The 13,895-nt window shown below is 55.0% G+C and carries 19 protein-coding genes; 9 read left to right on the top strand and 10 right to left on the bottom strand.

The features are described 5' to 3' along the window. Positions 1–294 precede the first annotated feature (294 nt). The 3 genes from C6366_RS14340 to C6366_RS14330 form a co-directional block, all read right to left on the bottom strand. Complete coding sequence (locus tag C6366_RS14340; protein ID WP_107739063.1) at positions 295–759, bottom strand: DUF1566 domain-containing protein; 465 nt, start codon at positions 757–759, stop codon at positions 295–297. A 200-nt stretch (positions 760–959) separates the two neighbouring features. Then, complete coding sequence (locus tag C6366_RS20750; RefSeq protein ID WP_368731492.1) at positions 960–1,277, bottom strand: DUF1566 domain-containing protein; 318 nt, start codon at positions 1,275–1,277, stop codon at positions 960–962. A gap of 172 nt (positions 1,278–1,449) precedes the next feature. Next, a complete protein-coding gene (locus C6366_RS14330; RefSeq protein WP_158269801.1) occupies positions 1,450–1,917 on the bottom strand; it encodes a DUF1566 domain-containing protein in 468 nt (155 codons plus the stop codon). Positions 1,918–2,266: 349 nt separating this feature from the next. Here C6366_RS14330 and C6366_RS19370 point away from each other — a divergent pair, with 349 nt between their 5' ends. From C6366_RS19370 to istB, 7 genes are all read left to right on the top strand, one after another. Then, positions 2,267–2,464 (top strand): hypothetical protein, encoded by a 198-nt coding sequence (locus tag C6366_RS19370; RefSeq protein WP_146164872.1) that lies wholly within the window; start codon positions 2,267–2,269, stop codon positions 2,462–2,464. Positions 2,465–2,609: 145 nt separating this feature from the next. Further along, entirely contained in the window at positions 2,610–3,179 is a 570-nt protein-coding gene (locus C6366_RS20115; RefSeq protein WP_146164871.1) for a hypothetical protein, read from the top strand. 37 nt (positions 3,180–3,216) lie between these two features. Then, complete coding sequence (locus tag C6366_RS14320) at positions 3,217–3,492, top strand: hypothetical protein (RefSeq protein ID WP_199221521.1); 276 nt, start codon at positions 3,217–3,219, stop codon at positions 3,490–3,492. Positions 3,493–3,676: 184 nt separating this feature from the next. Then, on the top strand, positions 3,677–3,925 hold the full coding sequence (locus C6366_RS20325; protein WP_233248510.1) for a hypothetical protein: 249 nt from the start codon (positions 3,677–3,679) through the stop codon (positions 3,923–3,925). Beyond that, positions 3,859–4,788 carry an IS21 family transposase gene (gene istA, locus C6366_RS20320; protein ID WP_306460435.1) on the top strand — a complete coding sequence of 310 codons (930 nt, stop codon included), beginning with the start codon at positions 3,859–3,861 and terminating at the stop codon, positions 4,786–4,788. The genes C6366_RS20325 and istA overlap by 67 nt, the downstream gene beginning before the upstream one ends. After that, complete coding sequence (locus tag C6366_RS20315; RefSeq protein ID WP_233248509.1) at positions 4,754–4,954, top strand: hypothetical protein; 201 nt, start codon at positions 4,754–4,756, stop codon at positions 4,952–4,954. Before istA ends, C6366_RS20315 begins: the two co-directional genes overlap by 35 nt. Next, positions 4,944–5,699 (top strand): IS21-like element helper ATPase IstB, encoded by a 756-nt coding sequence (istB, locus tag C6366_RS14310; protein WP_107739052.1) that lies wholly within the window; start codon positions 4,944–4,946, stop codon positions 5,697–5,699. The genes C6366_RS20315 and istB overlap by 11 nt, the downstream gene beginning before the upstream one ends. Before the next feature lie 113 nt (positions 5,700–5,812). Here istB and C6366_RS20745 read toward each other — a convergent pair whose 3' ends face one another. After that, positions 5,813–6,055, bottom strand: a complete 243-nt coding sequence (locus tag C6366_RS20745; protein WP_368731491.1) for a DUF1566 domain-containing protein — start codon at positions 6,053–6,055, stop codon at positions 5,813–5,815. 173 nt (positions 6,056–6,228) lie between these two features. Beyond that, positions 6,229–6,693, bottom strand: coding sequence for a DUF1566 domain-containing protein (locus C6366_RS14300; RefSeq protein ID WP_158269800.1), 465 nt, complete (start codon positions 6,691–6,693; stop codon positions 6,229–6,231). A 349-nt stretch (positions 6,694–7,042) separates the two neighbouring features. Here C6366_RS14300 and C6366_RS14295 point away from each other — a divergent pair, with 349 nt between their 5' ends. Further along, complete coding sequence (locus tag C6366_RS14295; protein WP_107739045.1) at positions 7,043–7,744, top strand: hypothetical protein; 702 nt, start codon at positions 7,043–7,045, stop codon at positions 7,742–7,744. A 151-nt stretch (positions 7,745–7,895) separates the two neighbouring features. On the opposite strand, the gene C6366_RS14290 is transcribed toward C6366_RS14295, so the two are convergent. From C6366_RS14290 to C6366_RS14275, 4 genes are all read right to left on the bottom strand, one after another. Then, entirely contained in the window at positions 7,896–8,612 is a 717-nt protein-coding gene (locus C6366_RS14290) for a DUF1566 domain-containing protein (RefSeq protein ID WP_146164870.1), read from the bottom strand. A gap of 28 nt (positions 8,613–8,640) precedes the next feature. Then, positions 8,641–9,486 carry a CAP domain-containing protein gene (locus tag C6366_RS14285; RefSeq protein ID WP_107739041.1) on the bottom strand — a complete coding sequence of 282 codons (846 nt, stop codon included), beginning with the start codon at positions 9,484–9,486 and terminating at the stop codon, positions 8,641–8,643. Between the two features lie 60 nt (positions 9,487–9,546). Next, positions 9,547–9,888, bottom strand: coding sequence for a hypothetical protein (locus C6366_RS14280; RefSeq protein WP_107739039.1), 342 nt, complete (start codon positions 9,886–9,888; stop codon positions 9,547–9,549). Positions 9,889–10,142: 254 nt separating this feature from the next. Further along, positions 10,143–10,490, bottom strand: a complete 348-nt coding sequence (locus C6366_RS14275; protein WP_107739037.1) for a cytoplasmic protein — start codon at positions 10,488–10,490, stop codon at positions 10,143–10,145. Between the two features lie 41 nt (positions 10,491–10,531). Here C6366_RS14275 and C6366_RS14270 point away from each other — a divergent pair, with 41 nt between their 5' ends. After that, on the top strand, positions 10,532–11,287 hold the full coding sequence (locus C6366_RS14270) for a Mut7-C RNAse domain-containing protein (protein WP_107739035.1): 756 nt from the start codon (positions 10,532–10,534) through the stop codon (positions 11,285–11,287). 300 nt (positions 11,288–11,587) lie between these two features. Here C6366_RS14270 and C6366_RS14265 read toward each other — a convergent pair whose 3' ends face one another. Continuing rightward, a complete protein-coding gene (locus tag C6366_RS14265; protein WP_107739033.1) occupies positions 11,588–13,876 on the bottom strand; it encodes a molybdopterin-dependent oxidoreductase in 2,289 nt (762 codons plus the stop codon). Positions 13,877–13,895 lie beyond the last annotated feature (19 nt).

The raw sequence follows: 13,895 nt of genomic DNA, 5'->3' as shown, positions 1-13,895 counted from the left end.
TGGTTATAAGAGCAACCGCCAGGACCGAGGCGGGTCCGGGCGTTGTGACTGAGGTTCGCTCCGAACCTCATACTGCGACCTCATCATCCCCTCCCTGACCGCTCCCGATCCCAGACGCCGCTGATCACCTCCCGCTCCTAGGGTCATGCCGAGCCCTACCCGCCGTGGGTTGGGGGCCGTATAGGGCATCCTCGCGCCTTGTAGGATGGCCATGCGCCAGAATCAGCAAGGCCGCCCATCCCGAAGGGCAGGCGGCCTTTGCGCAGAGGGCGTGTGTTTGTTCTCTATGGCGAATCAACAGGTATTACGGACACACCAGACGTAGAATGGATTATCTTTATGACTTAGCCTGGATAATGTTCCTGTCAACATGTGCATGGAATAACGCGAATGCCCCCCACCATAACCTGTGTAATGGGTGCTGGTCCAATAATATTCACCTTGGATTCCTTCAAAAGGATGCTGGCCGCGAGTTGCCTTGTAAATTGCGGGGAACTCATCCATTGAGGGCAGTCTCCATCCCGTGATGCTATCCACGGCAAGCGAAGCGCATCGGGATGTGGCGGAATCCCAATCCATGTTGCCAAACATATTGGCATCCTTGGTCCACATCAGCCCCGTCACCGTGTCCGTCACTGTCCCGTTCCCATTGTCCGTGAACCGTTGGGCCTGGGCTTCGCCGGATATGACCAGCCCGGACAGACAGAGCATGAAGGCCAGGGCTGCTGTCCCGAAAATCTTTCTCCACGTTTCCCGCATGGCGATAGTCCTTGGTTGGGTTGAATGGTATTCACAAGCTGAATGCTTTCAGACTTCTGCTTTGGCAGAATGATACTGTCCTCAGCGACAACCCCTTTCAATCAAAGGGCCAAATCATCGAAGAATCAAATCAACGATCACTGTCAGGTACGCACGGCACGAACGTAGTAGCTAGCCAGCTTGAATCCATAGGTCACGCCTCAGTCGTGAAAGTTTACTTGCCTCGCCGCGTTTGTATAGGGGTCATGGGCAGTAGACGACCAGTAATAAGAAGGAACTACTTCCATCATAGATTTACACGGTGAATGGTACAGTCCCAATATTTCATCTATGTTTGGCAACCTCCAACCCGAATGTCCTCCCAGGGATAGGCCGGAAGCATAACTCATGGCCGCATCCCAGTTCATTGGACCAGCCGTTGCCTTCTGCCACATCAGGCCAGCACCTTTGTCCGTCACGGTCCCGTCCCCGTTGTCCAAGCACTGCTGGGCAAGGGATGTAGAAGAGATAAATAGCATTGTCAGACAGAAAGTGAGTGCAATTGCCATTGTTCCAAATGTCTTCATGAAATTTTTGTTCATAGCAATTTTCGCTTTTTGGAATTAAAAGTTTCGTATGCAAAGCGGTTTTTTAACAGATAAATAGTTAAATTGACTGGCTATCTGCTTTTTCCGCTACATTCCAAATTATTTAATTCGTCACACACCACGGTCTGCATCTCGCTTTTGTGTTTCCCTCATTATTTTGTCGTGCGGCACGAACATGGTGACGGATGGATTTATCAACAGAAATTGTATCAGAGTTGTTGAAGGTGACTGTCAATGCTTCGGAACCAGTAGAGGTGTATGACCAATATAAAGAATCTGCTGTCCCTTCTAGCATTGACTTGCATGCAGAAGAATACAATCTGACTAATGTATTTGCATCAGCCAATGCCCAGTCAGAATGTCCAGCCAATGAAAGGCCGGAAGTATAACTCATGGCCGCATCCCAGTTCATTGGACCAGCCGTTGCTTTCTGCCACATCAGGCCGGTTCCGTTGTCCGTTACTGTTCCATCCCCGTTGTCCACGCATACATCGGTAGTCGTCTCGGCCATAACCTGCCCGGACAGACAGAGCAGAACCGCCATAATTGCAATCGCGAGAAGCTTCTTCATGATCATTTCTCCTGTAGAGGTTGAACCGTAATGGTCTTGCATCTCATTTAGCACGTTCCATGCCATGAAATAAATTGCACGATTCCAACGTGTTGACGAAATGTGCCAACCATTTGAGGTTGTACTGTTTGCGCCAATTCCGTTGGCACTGCCAACACTTCTGACAAGCATCACACTCCCCCATGCCGTTTGCTGGCCGCTGGGGTGGTGTGACTTGTCGGCTGGATTTGAATATCAGGGTGCTGAAGGTGGGGCAATGAGGGGGGAATGATCCAGCGCAGGCTTGTCCTCTCGATCACTTGGCCTGGAGCCCGCTGCGCCCCTCATACTTTGACCCGGAGCAACCGCCATGTGGAAACCCAGAACCCCCGAAGACCGCCTCCTGGCCCTCTACCTGGAGTCCAATCCCGGCCTGCTGTTCCTGGAGGTCGAGGTCGGCCAGGGTGACGAGAACTGCGGACCACGGCGGCTTGACGGCCTCCTGGTCCCTGGCGGTGAGAGCCGTTCTCAGCGCCATCCCGAAACTGTCTCAATGACGGCGATTTGAAAATGTTGTCTCTTCTTCCTGTCTTCTTCTAGCCAAAGAAACAATCTCCTGATATTATTCAGCTAATTCTTCTTTTTCTTCCTCTCTTCTTCATTTGCATTCATATCCTTCCTCCTGATGCATTTCCAGCCAGGAGGGAGCGACCTTGGTCGGCAAGCGAACGAACAAATCCGTCTGCGAATTCTGCGATATCGAGTTCACACCCAGCTACCGCAACGGTTCCAGACAGCGCTTTTGTTGCAAAACCCCGGAATGTCGAGCCGCGAGCAAGGCGGCCAGTCAGAAGGCTTGGTTGTCCAAACCTGAAAATCAGGAATATTTTCGCGGCCCGGAGCAAGTAAAAAGGGTTCTGGACTGGAGGCGCAAAAAGAAAGCCGCCGCCATGCCTGCACCTGAGCCCCAAAAAGAGGTGTTACAAGATGACTGCTCGGATAACCATCCGCAAAAACAAGCAGATTCTCCGCCTCCACCTCCGAGGGTGTTACAAGATGACTGGATGCAACACCCCGTCATCGTTGGAATGATCGCTTGGCTGACCGGAAGCGCGTTACAAGATGACATCGCCGGGACCGTGCGCCGGATGCATACTTTGGGTTCGGATATTCTCAACAACCCACAGGGAGGTAAGCATGCATTCGAAACACCCGGTAAATCCCCTCCGGTTGCGCAAGGTTCCCAGCCAGTTCAGCTGGGTGGATCACAGGCTGGTCCGTGATCGGCGGCTCGACGCCTGCAGTCATGCGGCGGCGGCCTTGTACTTGTTTCTGGTCGTCGTGGCCGACGCAGAGGGTCTGAGCTATTATTCCGACCCCACGCTCATGCAGCGCCTGCGCATGGACGGAGCGACCTTGGCACAGGCCCGGTTGAACCTGATTCGGGCGGATCTGATCGCTTGGCGCAAGCCGATCTACCAAGTGCTGTCCCTGGATGGTTCGGCACAGGAAGCGACCAATCCGGAGAGAGACGTCGCGGCGGCTTCCGTCCACGTCAGGCAAATACTCGAGAGGCTCCGGGAGGCGCACCCATGATCGACTACGAACTCTACGCCAAGATCAGGCACTATCACGAGCAGAAAGGGCTTTCACCAGCCCAGATCGGTCAGGAAGTCGAACTGGACCCGCGCACCGTGGCCAAATGGCTTGAGGAGAAGCGATATCGGCAACGCGCTCCCGCCAACAGGTCCGCAAGCTCGATCCGTACAAGGACGCCATCGTGCGGATGCTTGAGGACCACCCCTATACTGCGGTCCAGATTCTGAACCGGATCAAGAACGAAGGGTACGTCGGCGGATATTCCATCCTCAAGGACTACGTCCGCAAGGTCCGGCCCAAACGTACCAAGGCCTTTCTCAAGCTCAACTTTGCCCCCGGCGCGACTGGGGCTCGTGCGGGACCATCCGGGTCGGCTCGGCCACGCGCAGACTCAGCATCTTCGTCATGGTCTTGTGCTACAGCAGAATGATCTACGCCGAATTCACCACGGCCCAAACCATGGAGCACTTCCTGGCCTGCCACCAGAACGCCTTTGACGCCTTCGGCGGAGTGCCGGGGAAGATCATGATCGACAACCTCAAGTCCGCCGTGATCAGCCATCGCTTCGGCCAACAGCCGGTCTTCAATCCCGTCTACGCCGACTTCGCCCGCCACTACGGCTTTGAGATCCGGGCCTGCGGAGTGCGAAAACCCCATGAGAAGGGCCGGGTGGAAAACGCGGTGGGCTATGTCAAGAACAGCTTCCTGGCTGGTCTGAACCTGCCCGACTTCAGGGGCGTCAACCAGGAACTCAGGCACTGGCTCGCAACGGTCGCCAACGTGCGCGTTCACGGCGAGGTCAAACGCAAACCCGTGGAGATGCTGACCGAAGAACAGCCCAGGCTGTCCGGCGTGCCCGCAAACCCCTACGACATCGGGATCGTCAGTCCCGTACGGGTCTCTTCCCAGTTTCGCGTGGCCGTGGACGCCAACAAGTACTCCGTCCCATCAAGGTTCGCCGGAATGAAGCTCACCCTCAAGACCTACCCGGACCGCCTGTGCTTCTACGAAGAAGACCGGCTCGTGGCCCGTCACTCCAGAAGCTACGACAAGCATCAGGATTACGAAGACCCGGACCACGTCGGCGAACTGCTGACCCAGCGCAAGGCCGCCAGGGACCAAAAAATAGTCACCGCCTTCTTGCGCCTGGATTCCTGTGCCCAGACCTATCTCGACGAACTGCGCGACAGACGGCTCAACGCCAAGCACCACGTCCAAAAAAATCGTCGCATTAAGCGAAATTCACGGAGTCGAGCCCGTGGCCAGGGCCATGCGCGACGCCTTCGAGTATAAGGCCTTTTCCTGCGAATACGTCGCCAACATCATCGAGCAGCGAACCAGATCCCTGCACCAGCCCGGCGCACTGCACCTGACCAGAGGCGAAGATCTGCTGGACCTGGAGGTCAAAGCCCCGGACCTCTCCCTCTACACCCAAAAGGAGAAGAAACATGGCAGCTAAAGCCCCAATCGTCGACAACCTGGCCGACAACCTGCGTCTGCTCAAGCTTGACCAAATGCGCGAACACTTCATTCAGGCGGCAGAAAAGGCCGCCAAAGACGGCTGGGACCATCAAGCCTATCTCGCCTACCTCGTCCAGGCCGAAGCCGATGCAAGGCACGACCGATCCATTCAACGCCGAATCAGAATGCCCAGGTTCCCCACGGTCAAAACCCTGGATCAGTTCGACTGGAGTTGGCCGGAAAAAATCGAACAGACGCGCGTCAAAAACCTCTTCCGGTTCAACTTCCTGGAGGACAAGGCCAACGTCATCGTGCTCGGCGGCGTCGGCCTCGGCAAAACCCATCTCGCTACGGCTGTAGGCTACGCCGCATGCCTGCGAGGAAAGGCCGTCCTCTTTGCCTCGACCATCGACGTTATCAACTCCCTCTCCGCAGCACAGGCTGCGAACAAACTCAAAGCCGAACTCAAAAAATATCTCGCGCCTTCACTGCTCATCCTCGACGAACTCGGATACCTGCCCATCGACAAGCGCGGAGCGGACCTGCTCTTCCAGATCATCAGCATGCGTTACGAGCAGAATTCCACCATCATCACAACAAACAGGGCCTTCAAACACTGGCCCGAGGTCTTCAACAACGATTCAACCCTGACCGCAGCCATGCTCGACAGGCTCCTCCATCATGCCTCAGTCCTGCTCATCGAAGGAAAAAGCTACAGAATGAAAAGACAAATCGACGCATAAGGCACAACATCCCTACTCAACATGCCGCCGACCATCAGAAAAAACACTGGTGGCGGCGGCCTCTCTTTCTCAGCATTTTCAATCCGGCGATTTTATGCATTTTCAAGCAGGCGCTAACATTCCATCATAGATTTACACGGTGAATGGTACAGTCCCAATATTTCATCTATGTTTGGCAACCTCCAATCCGAATGTCCTCCCATGGATAGGCCGGAAGCATAACTCATGGCAGCATCCCAGGTCATTTGGCCAGCCGTTGCCTTTTGCCACATCAGGCCAGCACCTTTGTCCGTCACGGTCCCGTCCCCGTTGTCCAAGCACTGCTGGGCAAGGGATGTAGAAGAGATAAATAGCATTGTCAGACAGAAAGTGAGTGCAATTGCCATTGTTCCAAATGTCTTCATGAAATTTTTGTTCATAGCAATTTTCGCTTTTTGGAATTAAAAGTATCGTATGCAAAGCGGTTTTTTAACAGATAAATAGATAAATTGACTGGCTATCTGCTTTTTTACGCTTCATTCCAAATTATTTATTCTGTACACCACGGTCTGCATATCGATTTTGTGTTTCCCTCATTATTTTGTCGTGCGGCACGAACATGGTGACGGATGGATTTATCAACAGAAATTGTATCAGAGTTGTTGAAGGTGACTGTCAATGCTTCGGAACCAGTAGAGGTGTATGACCAATATAAAGAATCTGCTGCCCCTTCTAGCATTGACTTGCATGCAGAAGAATACAATCTGACTAATGTATTTGCATCAGCCAATGCCCAGTCAGAATGTCCAGCCAATGAAAGGCCGGAAGTATAACTCATGGCCGCATCCCAGTTCATTGGACCAGCCGTTGCTTTCTGCCACATCAGGCCGGTTCCGTTGTCCGTTACTGTTCCATCCCCGTTGTCCACGCATACATCGGTAGTCGTCTCGGCCATAACCTGCCCGGACAGACAGAGCAGAACCGCCATAATTGCAATCGCGAGAAGCTTCTTCATGATCATTTCTCCTGTAGAGGTTGAACCGTAATGGTCTTGCATCTCATTTAGCACGTTCCATGCCATGAAATAAATTGCACGATTCCAACGTGTTGACGAAATGTGCCAACCATTTGAGGTTGTACTGTTTGCGCCAATTCTGTTGGCACTGCCAACACTTCTGACAAGCATCACACTCCCCCATGCCGTTTGCTGGCCGCTGGGGTGGTGTGACTTGTCGGCTGGATTTGAATATCAGGGTGCTGAAGGTGGGGCAATGAGGGGGGAATGATCCAGCGCAGGCTTGTCCTCTCGATCACTTGGCCTGGAGCCCGCTGCGCCCCTCATACTTTGACCCGGAGCAACCGCCATGTGGAAACCCAGAACCCCCGAAGACCGCCTCCTGGCCCTCTACCTGGAGTCCAATCCCGGCCTGCTGTTCCTGGAGGTCGAGGTCGGCCAGGGTGACGAGAACTGCGGACCACGGCGGCTTGACGGCCTCCTGGTCCCTGGCGGTGAGAGCCGTGTCCGCGCCCAGGGCTCATACAGCCGTGCCGACGCCGTGCAGGGCCAGCATGTCCATGTCCTTGAGGCCAAGCGGAAGCTGAACCGGACGGTGATCGGTCAGGTACAGGTAGGCGTGGCTTTGTTCAGGCGCGACTTCAGCCCGACGTCAGCTCAGGGTGTGGCGGTCTGTGCTTTCGGAAATCCTGATCTGGAGTGGTATTGTCGGGAGCAAGGTATCCAGACGGCCCTGTATCCGGTGGACTTGCCCAAGGGCGCGGCCAGGGTCTTGAGGGATGGCCGGCTGGACCGGCGCAAGCCCCCGGACCCAGGCCGTCGTAAGGCGTTTATGCGGGGCTGGGACGCTTTACGGGTCCGTCCATGTTGTGAAGACTCATGCCAATATGGGCAATCTGTTCGGCTGGATTTACGGCGACATGCCAGAGAAATTCAGGGAGGCGACTTGGGCGAGGTATGTGGGGAGTCTTGGGAGATGAAGCTTGGAGGTCCAGCCCCGGTTCCTGTTTATGCCCTCCGCCCGTGGTGGGTACGGGCTCAATCTATCTGAAACCTCGTCCCCTGTGTTGCCCACGATCCAGGAAAAAGCAAAGGCCGCCCATCCCGAAGGACAGACGGCCTGATTCGCGATGAGATGAGGCTGCCCCAGCGACAACCCCATCCACCCAAAGGGCCAAATCACCGAAGAATCAAATCATCCATCACTGTGCCGAACGCACTGCCCGCACGTGAAAGCCGCTGTTCGCATTGTAGCGGCCCTCGACACCGTCGTGGAAGTGCACGGCCCAGGCTTGATCAGAAGACCCATTGGACGACCAGTAGTCTCCTGGCTTAACGTCCATCATTCTTTTACATGGCGAGTTGTACAGCTTTTTTAACTCATTAGTGGTTGGCAACCGCCAATCCGAATGGCCACCCAGTGAAAGTCCGGAGGCGTAAATCATAGCGTCATTCCAGTTCATTGGACCAGCCGTCGCAATCTGCCACATCAGGTCTTTCCATTTGTCCGTTATGGCCCCATCTCTATTGTCCACACATACATCGGTAATCGTCTCGGCCATAACCTGCCCGGACAGACAGAGCAGAACCGCCATAATTGCAATCGCGAGAAGCTTCTTCATGATCATTTCTCCTGTTGAGGTTGGACCGTAATGGTCTTGCATCTCTTTAAGCACGATCCATGCCATGAATAAAATTGCACGAATCCAAGGTATTAGAAGAAAGCGCCAGCCGGTTGAAGCCGAACTGTTTGCGCCAATTTCGTTGGCACTGCCAGGATTCTTGGCTGTCAGAGAGATGCCTGGAAGCTGTTGGCGTCGAGTCCGGAGCGCAAGGGCGAGGAGGCCAATGGCAATGGGAATATAATTCGGCGGTGCATGGTAGGGAGGGGGGATCGGGTTTTGCAGTAGGCTGTTCAATCCACCGGCTTATTGGCTCATACAGATTCTATTTTGAAACAAAACTGTCAGACTGCATACAGGCATTGTATTTATTGATTTTATTGTTGTAGGAATGAACAACGAGTTTTAGGCTGTCTTGCATGCCTTTTGCTTCGGCTACAAGGCTATTGTATGAATTAACTTGTCTGTTGAAATCATTGACCATTCTGTTTTTCATAGTGTTGTTGTTCTCGCGATGAATTCTCGCTTGCAGTCGCTCAATTTCACTTTTCTGGTTATTGACTCTTCTCCAAATATCATCATTTTTTCTTTGCATTTCTTGAAGCAAAGCTTTGTCGGCTTCACTGGGGCGCGAGCAATCAGGCATTGGGCTGGCAAAGAGCTGGACGCCGTAGTACGCGGAAGGACGGCCAAGTGGGGTGGTCGTGTCCTTGACGATGGCGACCCCGATTTCCCTGATATTCGGGTTCACGATATTTGCTCTATGTCCAGGGCTGTTTATCCAGCCGTCAACAATATGCCGATTGGATTGCCAGTTTCCCATGGCAATATTTTCAGCATATGTTCTGTATCTGTAATTTGCATCATTAATCGCTTCTCCGGGACCTTCCCCGGTAATTGGATTAACGTGAGCGTAATACCTGTTGCTGATCATATCATTTGCTCTGTATTCAGCGGCATGGGTCAACTGAAAATTTTCTCGAAGTGGGCTGAGGCCCAATGATGTTCTGTATTCATTCGTGAGCTTTATAATATCAGATGCATTCAGCTTTTCAGAAAAGAGTGCAGGATGTTTATGGAATGTCCTCTGCTGATTCGGTATGTATTCTGGATATTTCCAGAAGAAGATAACGGCAAGCAAAGATAGCAAAAAAACAAACCTGATAATCATTTCTATTGATTGTTGTGATAATGTAACGATAATAACTTGAGATGATGCTTGTTCATCTAATTATGCATCCTGGACTTTACCCAAGATTTCATAGTTCCTCGGAGCCAAAGAGATCATGCTTTCCAAAACTATTGTATCATAATTATCTTCTTTTACATCAAGCGATGCGATAAAATCCTCTTGTCTCGGTTGTCCAAAGGCCAAGCGATACAAGGCAAGACCTTTTTTGAGTTGTTTCAGCTTCGCGATTTCCCTGCTAAACGGGATCATGAAAATGTGTCGTTCGATCCTGGCCAGGCCTTCGTCATACACCCAGTACGGTACCAGGTCATTGAGGTGTTCAGGCTTTTGCTGTGCGGCATGAGCAAACAGCTCGTCCCAGGGACCGGAGCATCTCTTCACAGATTGCGATGATTTCCTTGCGCAGTTCCTCCAGAGGAGCAGGCTCCCCCTGGCCAAGGCGGAGTGCAATCGCGAGAGGGTCGATTGCCTGGGCCAGGGTCGGAGAAGGCATCAACCAAGCGAGGTTGGGCATGCCGATGAGGCGATCTTGCTACCCTCAATAACGTTTGGAATCAAGAAAGCATTGGAGTAGTGTGGGGTACGAATTGGCATGAATCCCAAAAATTGCGCCCACCTGAATCAGTCAGTACCGCTCAGAAGGTGATGATTTCAAAACCCTGGTCACGGTAACCGGCCATGCTGGGATGGCCGGACATGTCATCCAGGAGTGTCAAGCCTTGTTCTTTGGCGGCCTCCAGAGTTCCCAGCTTGGTGGAGCAGGCTTTGCAAACCCCTTCAATGAGACCGGCAGCCAGGTTCTTTTGCCACAATCCGTTCAAGGGATTGTCAGTTTTTACCAACTCGGGAATCAGCTTGACCGCGGCTCCCTCGATGATCACCTTCGGCTCATACCCCTTGGCCTGCATATCCAAGGCATTCAAAAGGACATGGATGAAACACATCGGATCTCCGTTGAAGACGAACAGGGCAATTTTCTTCATGTTTTCCTCCTACTTGATTAGAAAAGCGTGCAAAATGTCCCATGACCACGGCCAAGATCAGATTTCACGGCACTCTCCAGGATTTGCTTCCAGCCTCCAAACGCGGCGGGCGACTGATGTTCAATCCAGACCGCAACGCCTCGGTCAAGGATATCATTGAAGCTCACGGTCCCCCGCATACCGAGATTGGTGGAATACACCTGGATGGTATTCCCGTCGATTTTCACGCCCGACTCAGACCTGGGCGGATCATGGACGCGTTCCCCGTTGAAACACCCTGGGACGTTCGCCAACCCACCTTGCTGCGACCAAAGCCCCTTCTCCAGGTGGCTTTCCTGGTTGATGAAAATGTTCACCGATTGGCCAAGCTCCTGCGAGTCGCCGGCCTGGATGCCGCGGACTGCAAGGGGAAGGATGATGACGAAATCGCGGCTGATTCAGATAGGACAAGCCGTATCCTGTTGAGCCGGGACCATCGCCTGTTGAAGCGAAGCCGCATCATATGGGGTCGTCTTGTCCGGTTCCAAGAACCTTGGGATCAACTTCTGGAAATTCTTGAACTCTTTGATCTGAAAACCTGTCTGCGCCCGTTCACCCGTTGCGTGTACTGCAACCGTGGGCTCCATGCCCGATCCAAGGAGCAAGTCTTGGACCGCCTTGAACCTCTGACCAGGCGATATTACAATTCCTTCTTTGAATGTCCGCAATGCAACCGGGTCTTCTGGCCGGGTTCGCACCATGAACGATTGATGGACCGGTTCAAGTCCTTGGGGATCATTGATCACATCCCCAGGTGAACTAGGTGCCCCCCATGACCCAGGTGAAAGTAAATTTTCAAAGTATTTGAGGGTGTTTATAAAAGTGTATGAGCGAGAATTCCCTCTTTCACGCCGGTAATAGGGGTTCGAGATCCCCTTGGGGACGCCAATTAAAATCAAAGGATTGCAAGCAATCACGCTTGCAACCCTTTTTCTTTTCCAACTCATTTTGGCCAGGGAGAAGAGCGATTGCCAGGACAGTCGAAGAAAGTGACCGCGGAGGAGGCTTCTTCACGGAAGCGCTCAAACTGCTCGCTTCGCCTCACCCTTCAGGATCCATCACGCGGCCTCAACCCTGCACAGCAACGCCGAATGCGGCCAGGAGCCGATTTCCGGGCTGCAATGTTCCGGTTCCAGCGGGCAGAGCACGTTGGCGTTGGATTCGTAGACCCCGAACAGTTCCGGAAGTTCTTGTTTGCGTTCCGGGAACCACCAGCCGTGCTGGGCGTCGGCCATTTTAGGGTGGATCCGGGGGGAGGTGCGCAGGCGCATCCGGATCTTGCCCTTGGGCGAGATCACAGACACCCATTGATCGTTCTCCAGGCCCAACTCCTGGGCTGTTTCCGGATGGAGCAGAACCAGCGGGTCCGGATTCACCTTTCTTGCCGACTCGATCTGGCGCTGCTCGGAATGGTACATGGGCATGAACCGGCTGCCGGTGATCAGGACCAGCGGAAACTGCTCGGCCAGCTCCGGATCCCCGGCCGGGCTCCAGAGGGGCTCCTTGTAGGCGGGCAGGGGGTCGCAGCCCAGTTCCTCGAAGATGCTGGAATACAGCTCCACCTTGCCCGAAGGGGTGCCGAAGCCCGAGGTTTCGTAGCGCTTGAACTCCGGCGTGCCGAAGAAGCCGTATTGCGCGGTCAGTTCCTGGAAGGTCAAGCCCGTGGGCTCCAGACGGAAATCGCAGGCCTGCTCCAGGTTTTCCCAAGGCCAGTCATTTTCCTGGCCCAGACGCAGACCCAGGCCCCGGTAGAACTGATAGGTGTCCCGGCGTTCGTAGAGCGGCTCGATGCCCGGAGGGCAGGCCATGCAGAACCCGCCGGTGACCCACAGCTCCGGCTGCTCCACCGTGGTGGCCGAGGGTAGGACATAGTCCGCCAGGGCCGCGGAGGGGGTCATGTAGTATTCCATGACCACGTACAGATCCAGGGCGGTCAGGGCGTTGAAGACCATTTTCGGGTCCGGAAAGGAGAGCATCGGGTTGCTGGCCACGGAGAGCATGGCCGTGATCGGATAGGGCTTTTTGGTGATGGCCGCCTGGAACACGTCCCGGATGTGGGCCACGCAGGTCCGGTACATGGATGGCGGGTTGACCTGGCCCCTGGGCAGCTTCTGGTTGTTGGCCAGGTTGCGCTCCCAGCCGGGGAAGCCGAAAAAGGGGTACGTGTCCGCGCCGAGCTGCTTGGCCCGCTGCTCCGGCCCGATGGCCTCGGCGGCCACCAGGTCGAACTCCCCGCGCACACGGGCCACTTCCGGGGTCTGCCCAAAGGTTTCCCCGCCCGGAATTTCCAGGTTGCCGGTGACGCCCCGCAAAATGGCCCGAGCCCGGGCGCACTGGGTGGAATTGATCCCCTGCTTGTCCAGGCCGTAGGCATAGGGCAGTTGGGCCGGCTTGGACGTGGCGTAGATCCGGGCCGCGGCGGTAATCTTGTCCACTGGCAGCCAAGTGATTTCGCTGACCTTTTCCGGAGTGTACTCCCGCACCGCGTCCCGCAGTTCTTCAAAACCCACGGTCCACTGGGCCACGAAGTCCGCGTCGTACAATTCCTCCTCGATGATCAGCCGAATCCAGCCCAGCATCAGGGCCAGGTCCGTGCCCGGCCGGATCTGCAGCCACATGTCCGCCAGGGCCACTTCCTCGATCTCCCGGGGATCGACCACGATGATCGTCGCCCCGTTGCGCTTGGCCTGCTGGGTGGCCGGCCAGGCCTGGATGGGCGAGGAATTGGCCGAGGCCTTGCCCCAGACCACCAGGCACTTGGCCTGCCGGGCGTTGCCCCGGGCCATGCCGCCGTAGGTGGCGAACTCCGTGGCGTAGGACGGGCACATGCAGATGTTGTTCGCCCCGCAGACGTTGGGGGAGCCGAAGAGGTTGTAGAACCGGCGGCAGTCCCAGTGATGGGTCCGGCTGGTGCCGTGGGTGAAGCCCAGGGTTTCCGGCCCGTGGGCCTCCCGCAGCCGACTCAGCTTGGCGGCCACCTCGTCCAGGGCCTGATCCCAGGAAATCCGCTCCCATTTGCCCTCGCCCCGGGCTCCGACCCGCTTCAGCGGGTAATTGATCCGGTCCGGGTGATGGATATGCTCCGGCATGAGCAGGCCCCGCTCGCAGATCAGCCCCCGGGTCACCGGATGGTCCGGGTCCCCGCTGACTTCGAAGACCTTGCCGTCCTTCATGTGCAGCAGCGTGCCGCAGCGCGGATGACACAACCCGCAATAGCTGCGACGTACCCCGTCCCGGGGTCCGGCCCCGGCCTGGGGGTTGTAGGCGTAGAGGGGTAGGCCGCTCAGGGCCAGGGACGAGGCGACCAGGGTCGAGTAGTGCAGAAAGGTCCGTCTGTTGATGCGCATGGTTCCTCCCGTTGGTTGG

The organism is Desulfonatronum sp. SC1, from assembly GCF_003046795.1.
Taxonomy (GTDB): domain Bacteria; phylum Desulfobacterota; class Desulfovibrionia; order Desulfovibrionales; family Desulfonatronaceae; genus Desulfonatronum.
This window is presented reverse-complemented; position numbering and strand designations above follow the sequence as displayed.

Bases quoted from the DNA above. Each gene is read 5' to 3' on its own strand.
- C6366_RS14300 (WP_158269800.1), bottom strand. From the start codon at position 6,693: ATGAAGAAGCTTCTCGCGATTGCAATTATGGCGGTTCTGCTCTGTCTG.
- C6366_RS19370 (WP_146164872.1), top strand. From the start codon at position 2,267: ATGTGGAAACCCAGAACCCCCGAAGACCGCCTCCTGGCCCTCTACCTG.
- C6366_RS14265 (WP_107739033.1), bottom strand. From the start codon at position 13,876: ATGCGCATCAACAGACGGACCTTTCTGCACTACTCGACCCTGGTCGCC.
- C6366_RS20745 (WP_368731491.1), bottom strand. From the start codon at position 6,055: ATGCTATTTATCTCTTCTACATCCCTTGCCCAGCAGTGCTTGGACAAC.
- C6366_RS20750 (WP_368731492.1), bottom strand. From the start codon at position 1,277: ATGCTATTTATCTCTTCTACATCCCTTGCCCAGCAGTGCTTGGACAAC.
- C6366_RS14285 (WP_107739041.1), bottom strand. From the start codon at position 9,486: ATGATTATCAGGTTTGTTTTTTTGCTATCTTTGCTTGCCGTTATCTTC.
- C6366_RS14275 (WP_107739037.1), bottom strand. From the start codon at position 10,490: ATGAAGAAAATTGCCCTGTTCGTCTTCAACGGAGATCCGATGTGTTTC.
- istB (WP_107739052.1), top strand. From the start codon at position 4,944: ATGGCAGCTAAAGCCCCAATCGTCGACAACCTGGCCGACAACCTGCGT.
- C6366_RS14340 (WP_107739063.1), bottom strand. From the start codon at position 759: ATGCGGGAAACGTGGAGAAAGATTTTCGGGACAGCAGCCCTGGCCTTC.
- C6366_RS14330 (WP_158269801.1), bottom strand. From the start codon at position 1,917: ATGAAGAAGCTTCTCGCGATTGCAATTATGGCGGTTCTGCTCTGTCTG.
- C6366_RS14295 (WP_107739045.1), top strand. From the start codon at position 7,043: ATGTGGAAACCCAGAACCCCCGAAGACCGCCTCCTGGCCCTCTACCTG.
- C6366_RS14270 (WP_107739035.1), top strand. From the start codon at position 10,532: ATGACCACGGCCAAGATCAGATTTCACGGCACTCTCCAGGATTTGCTT.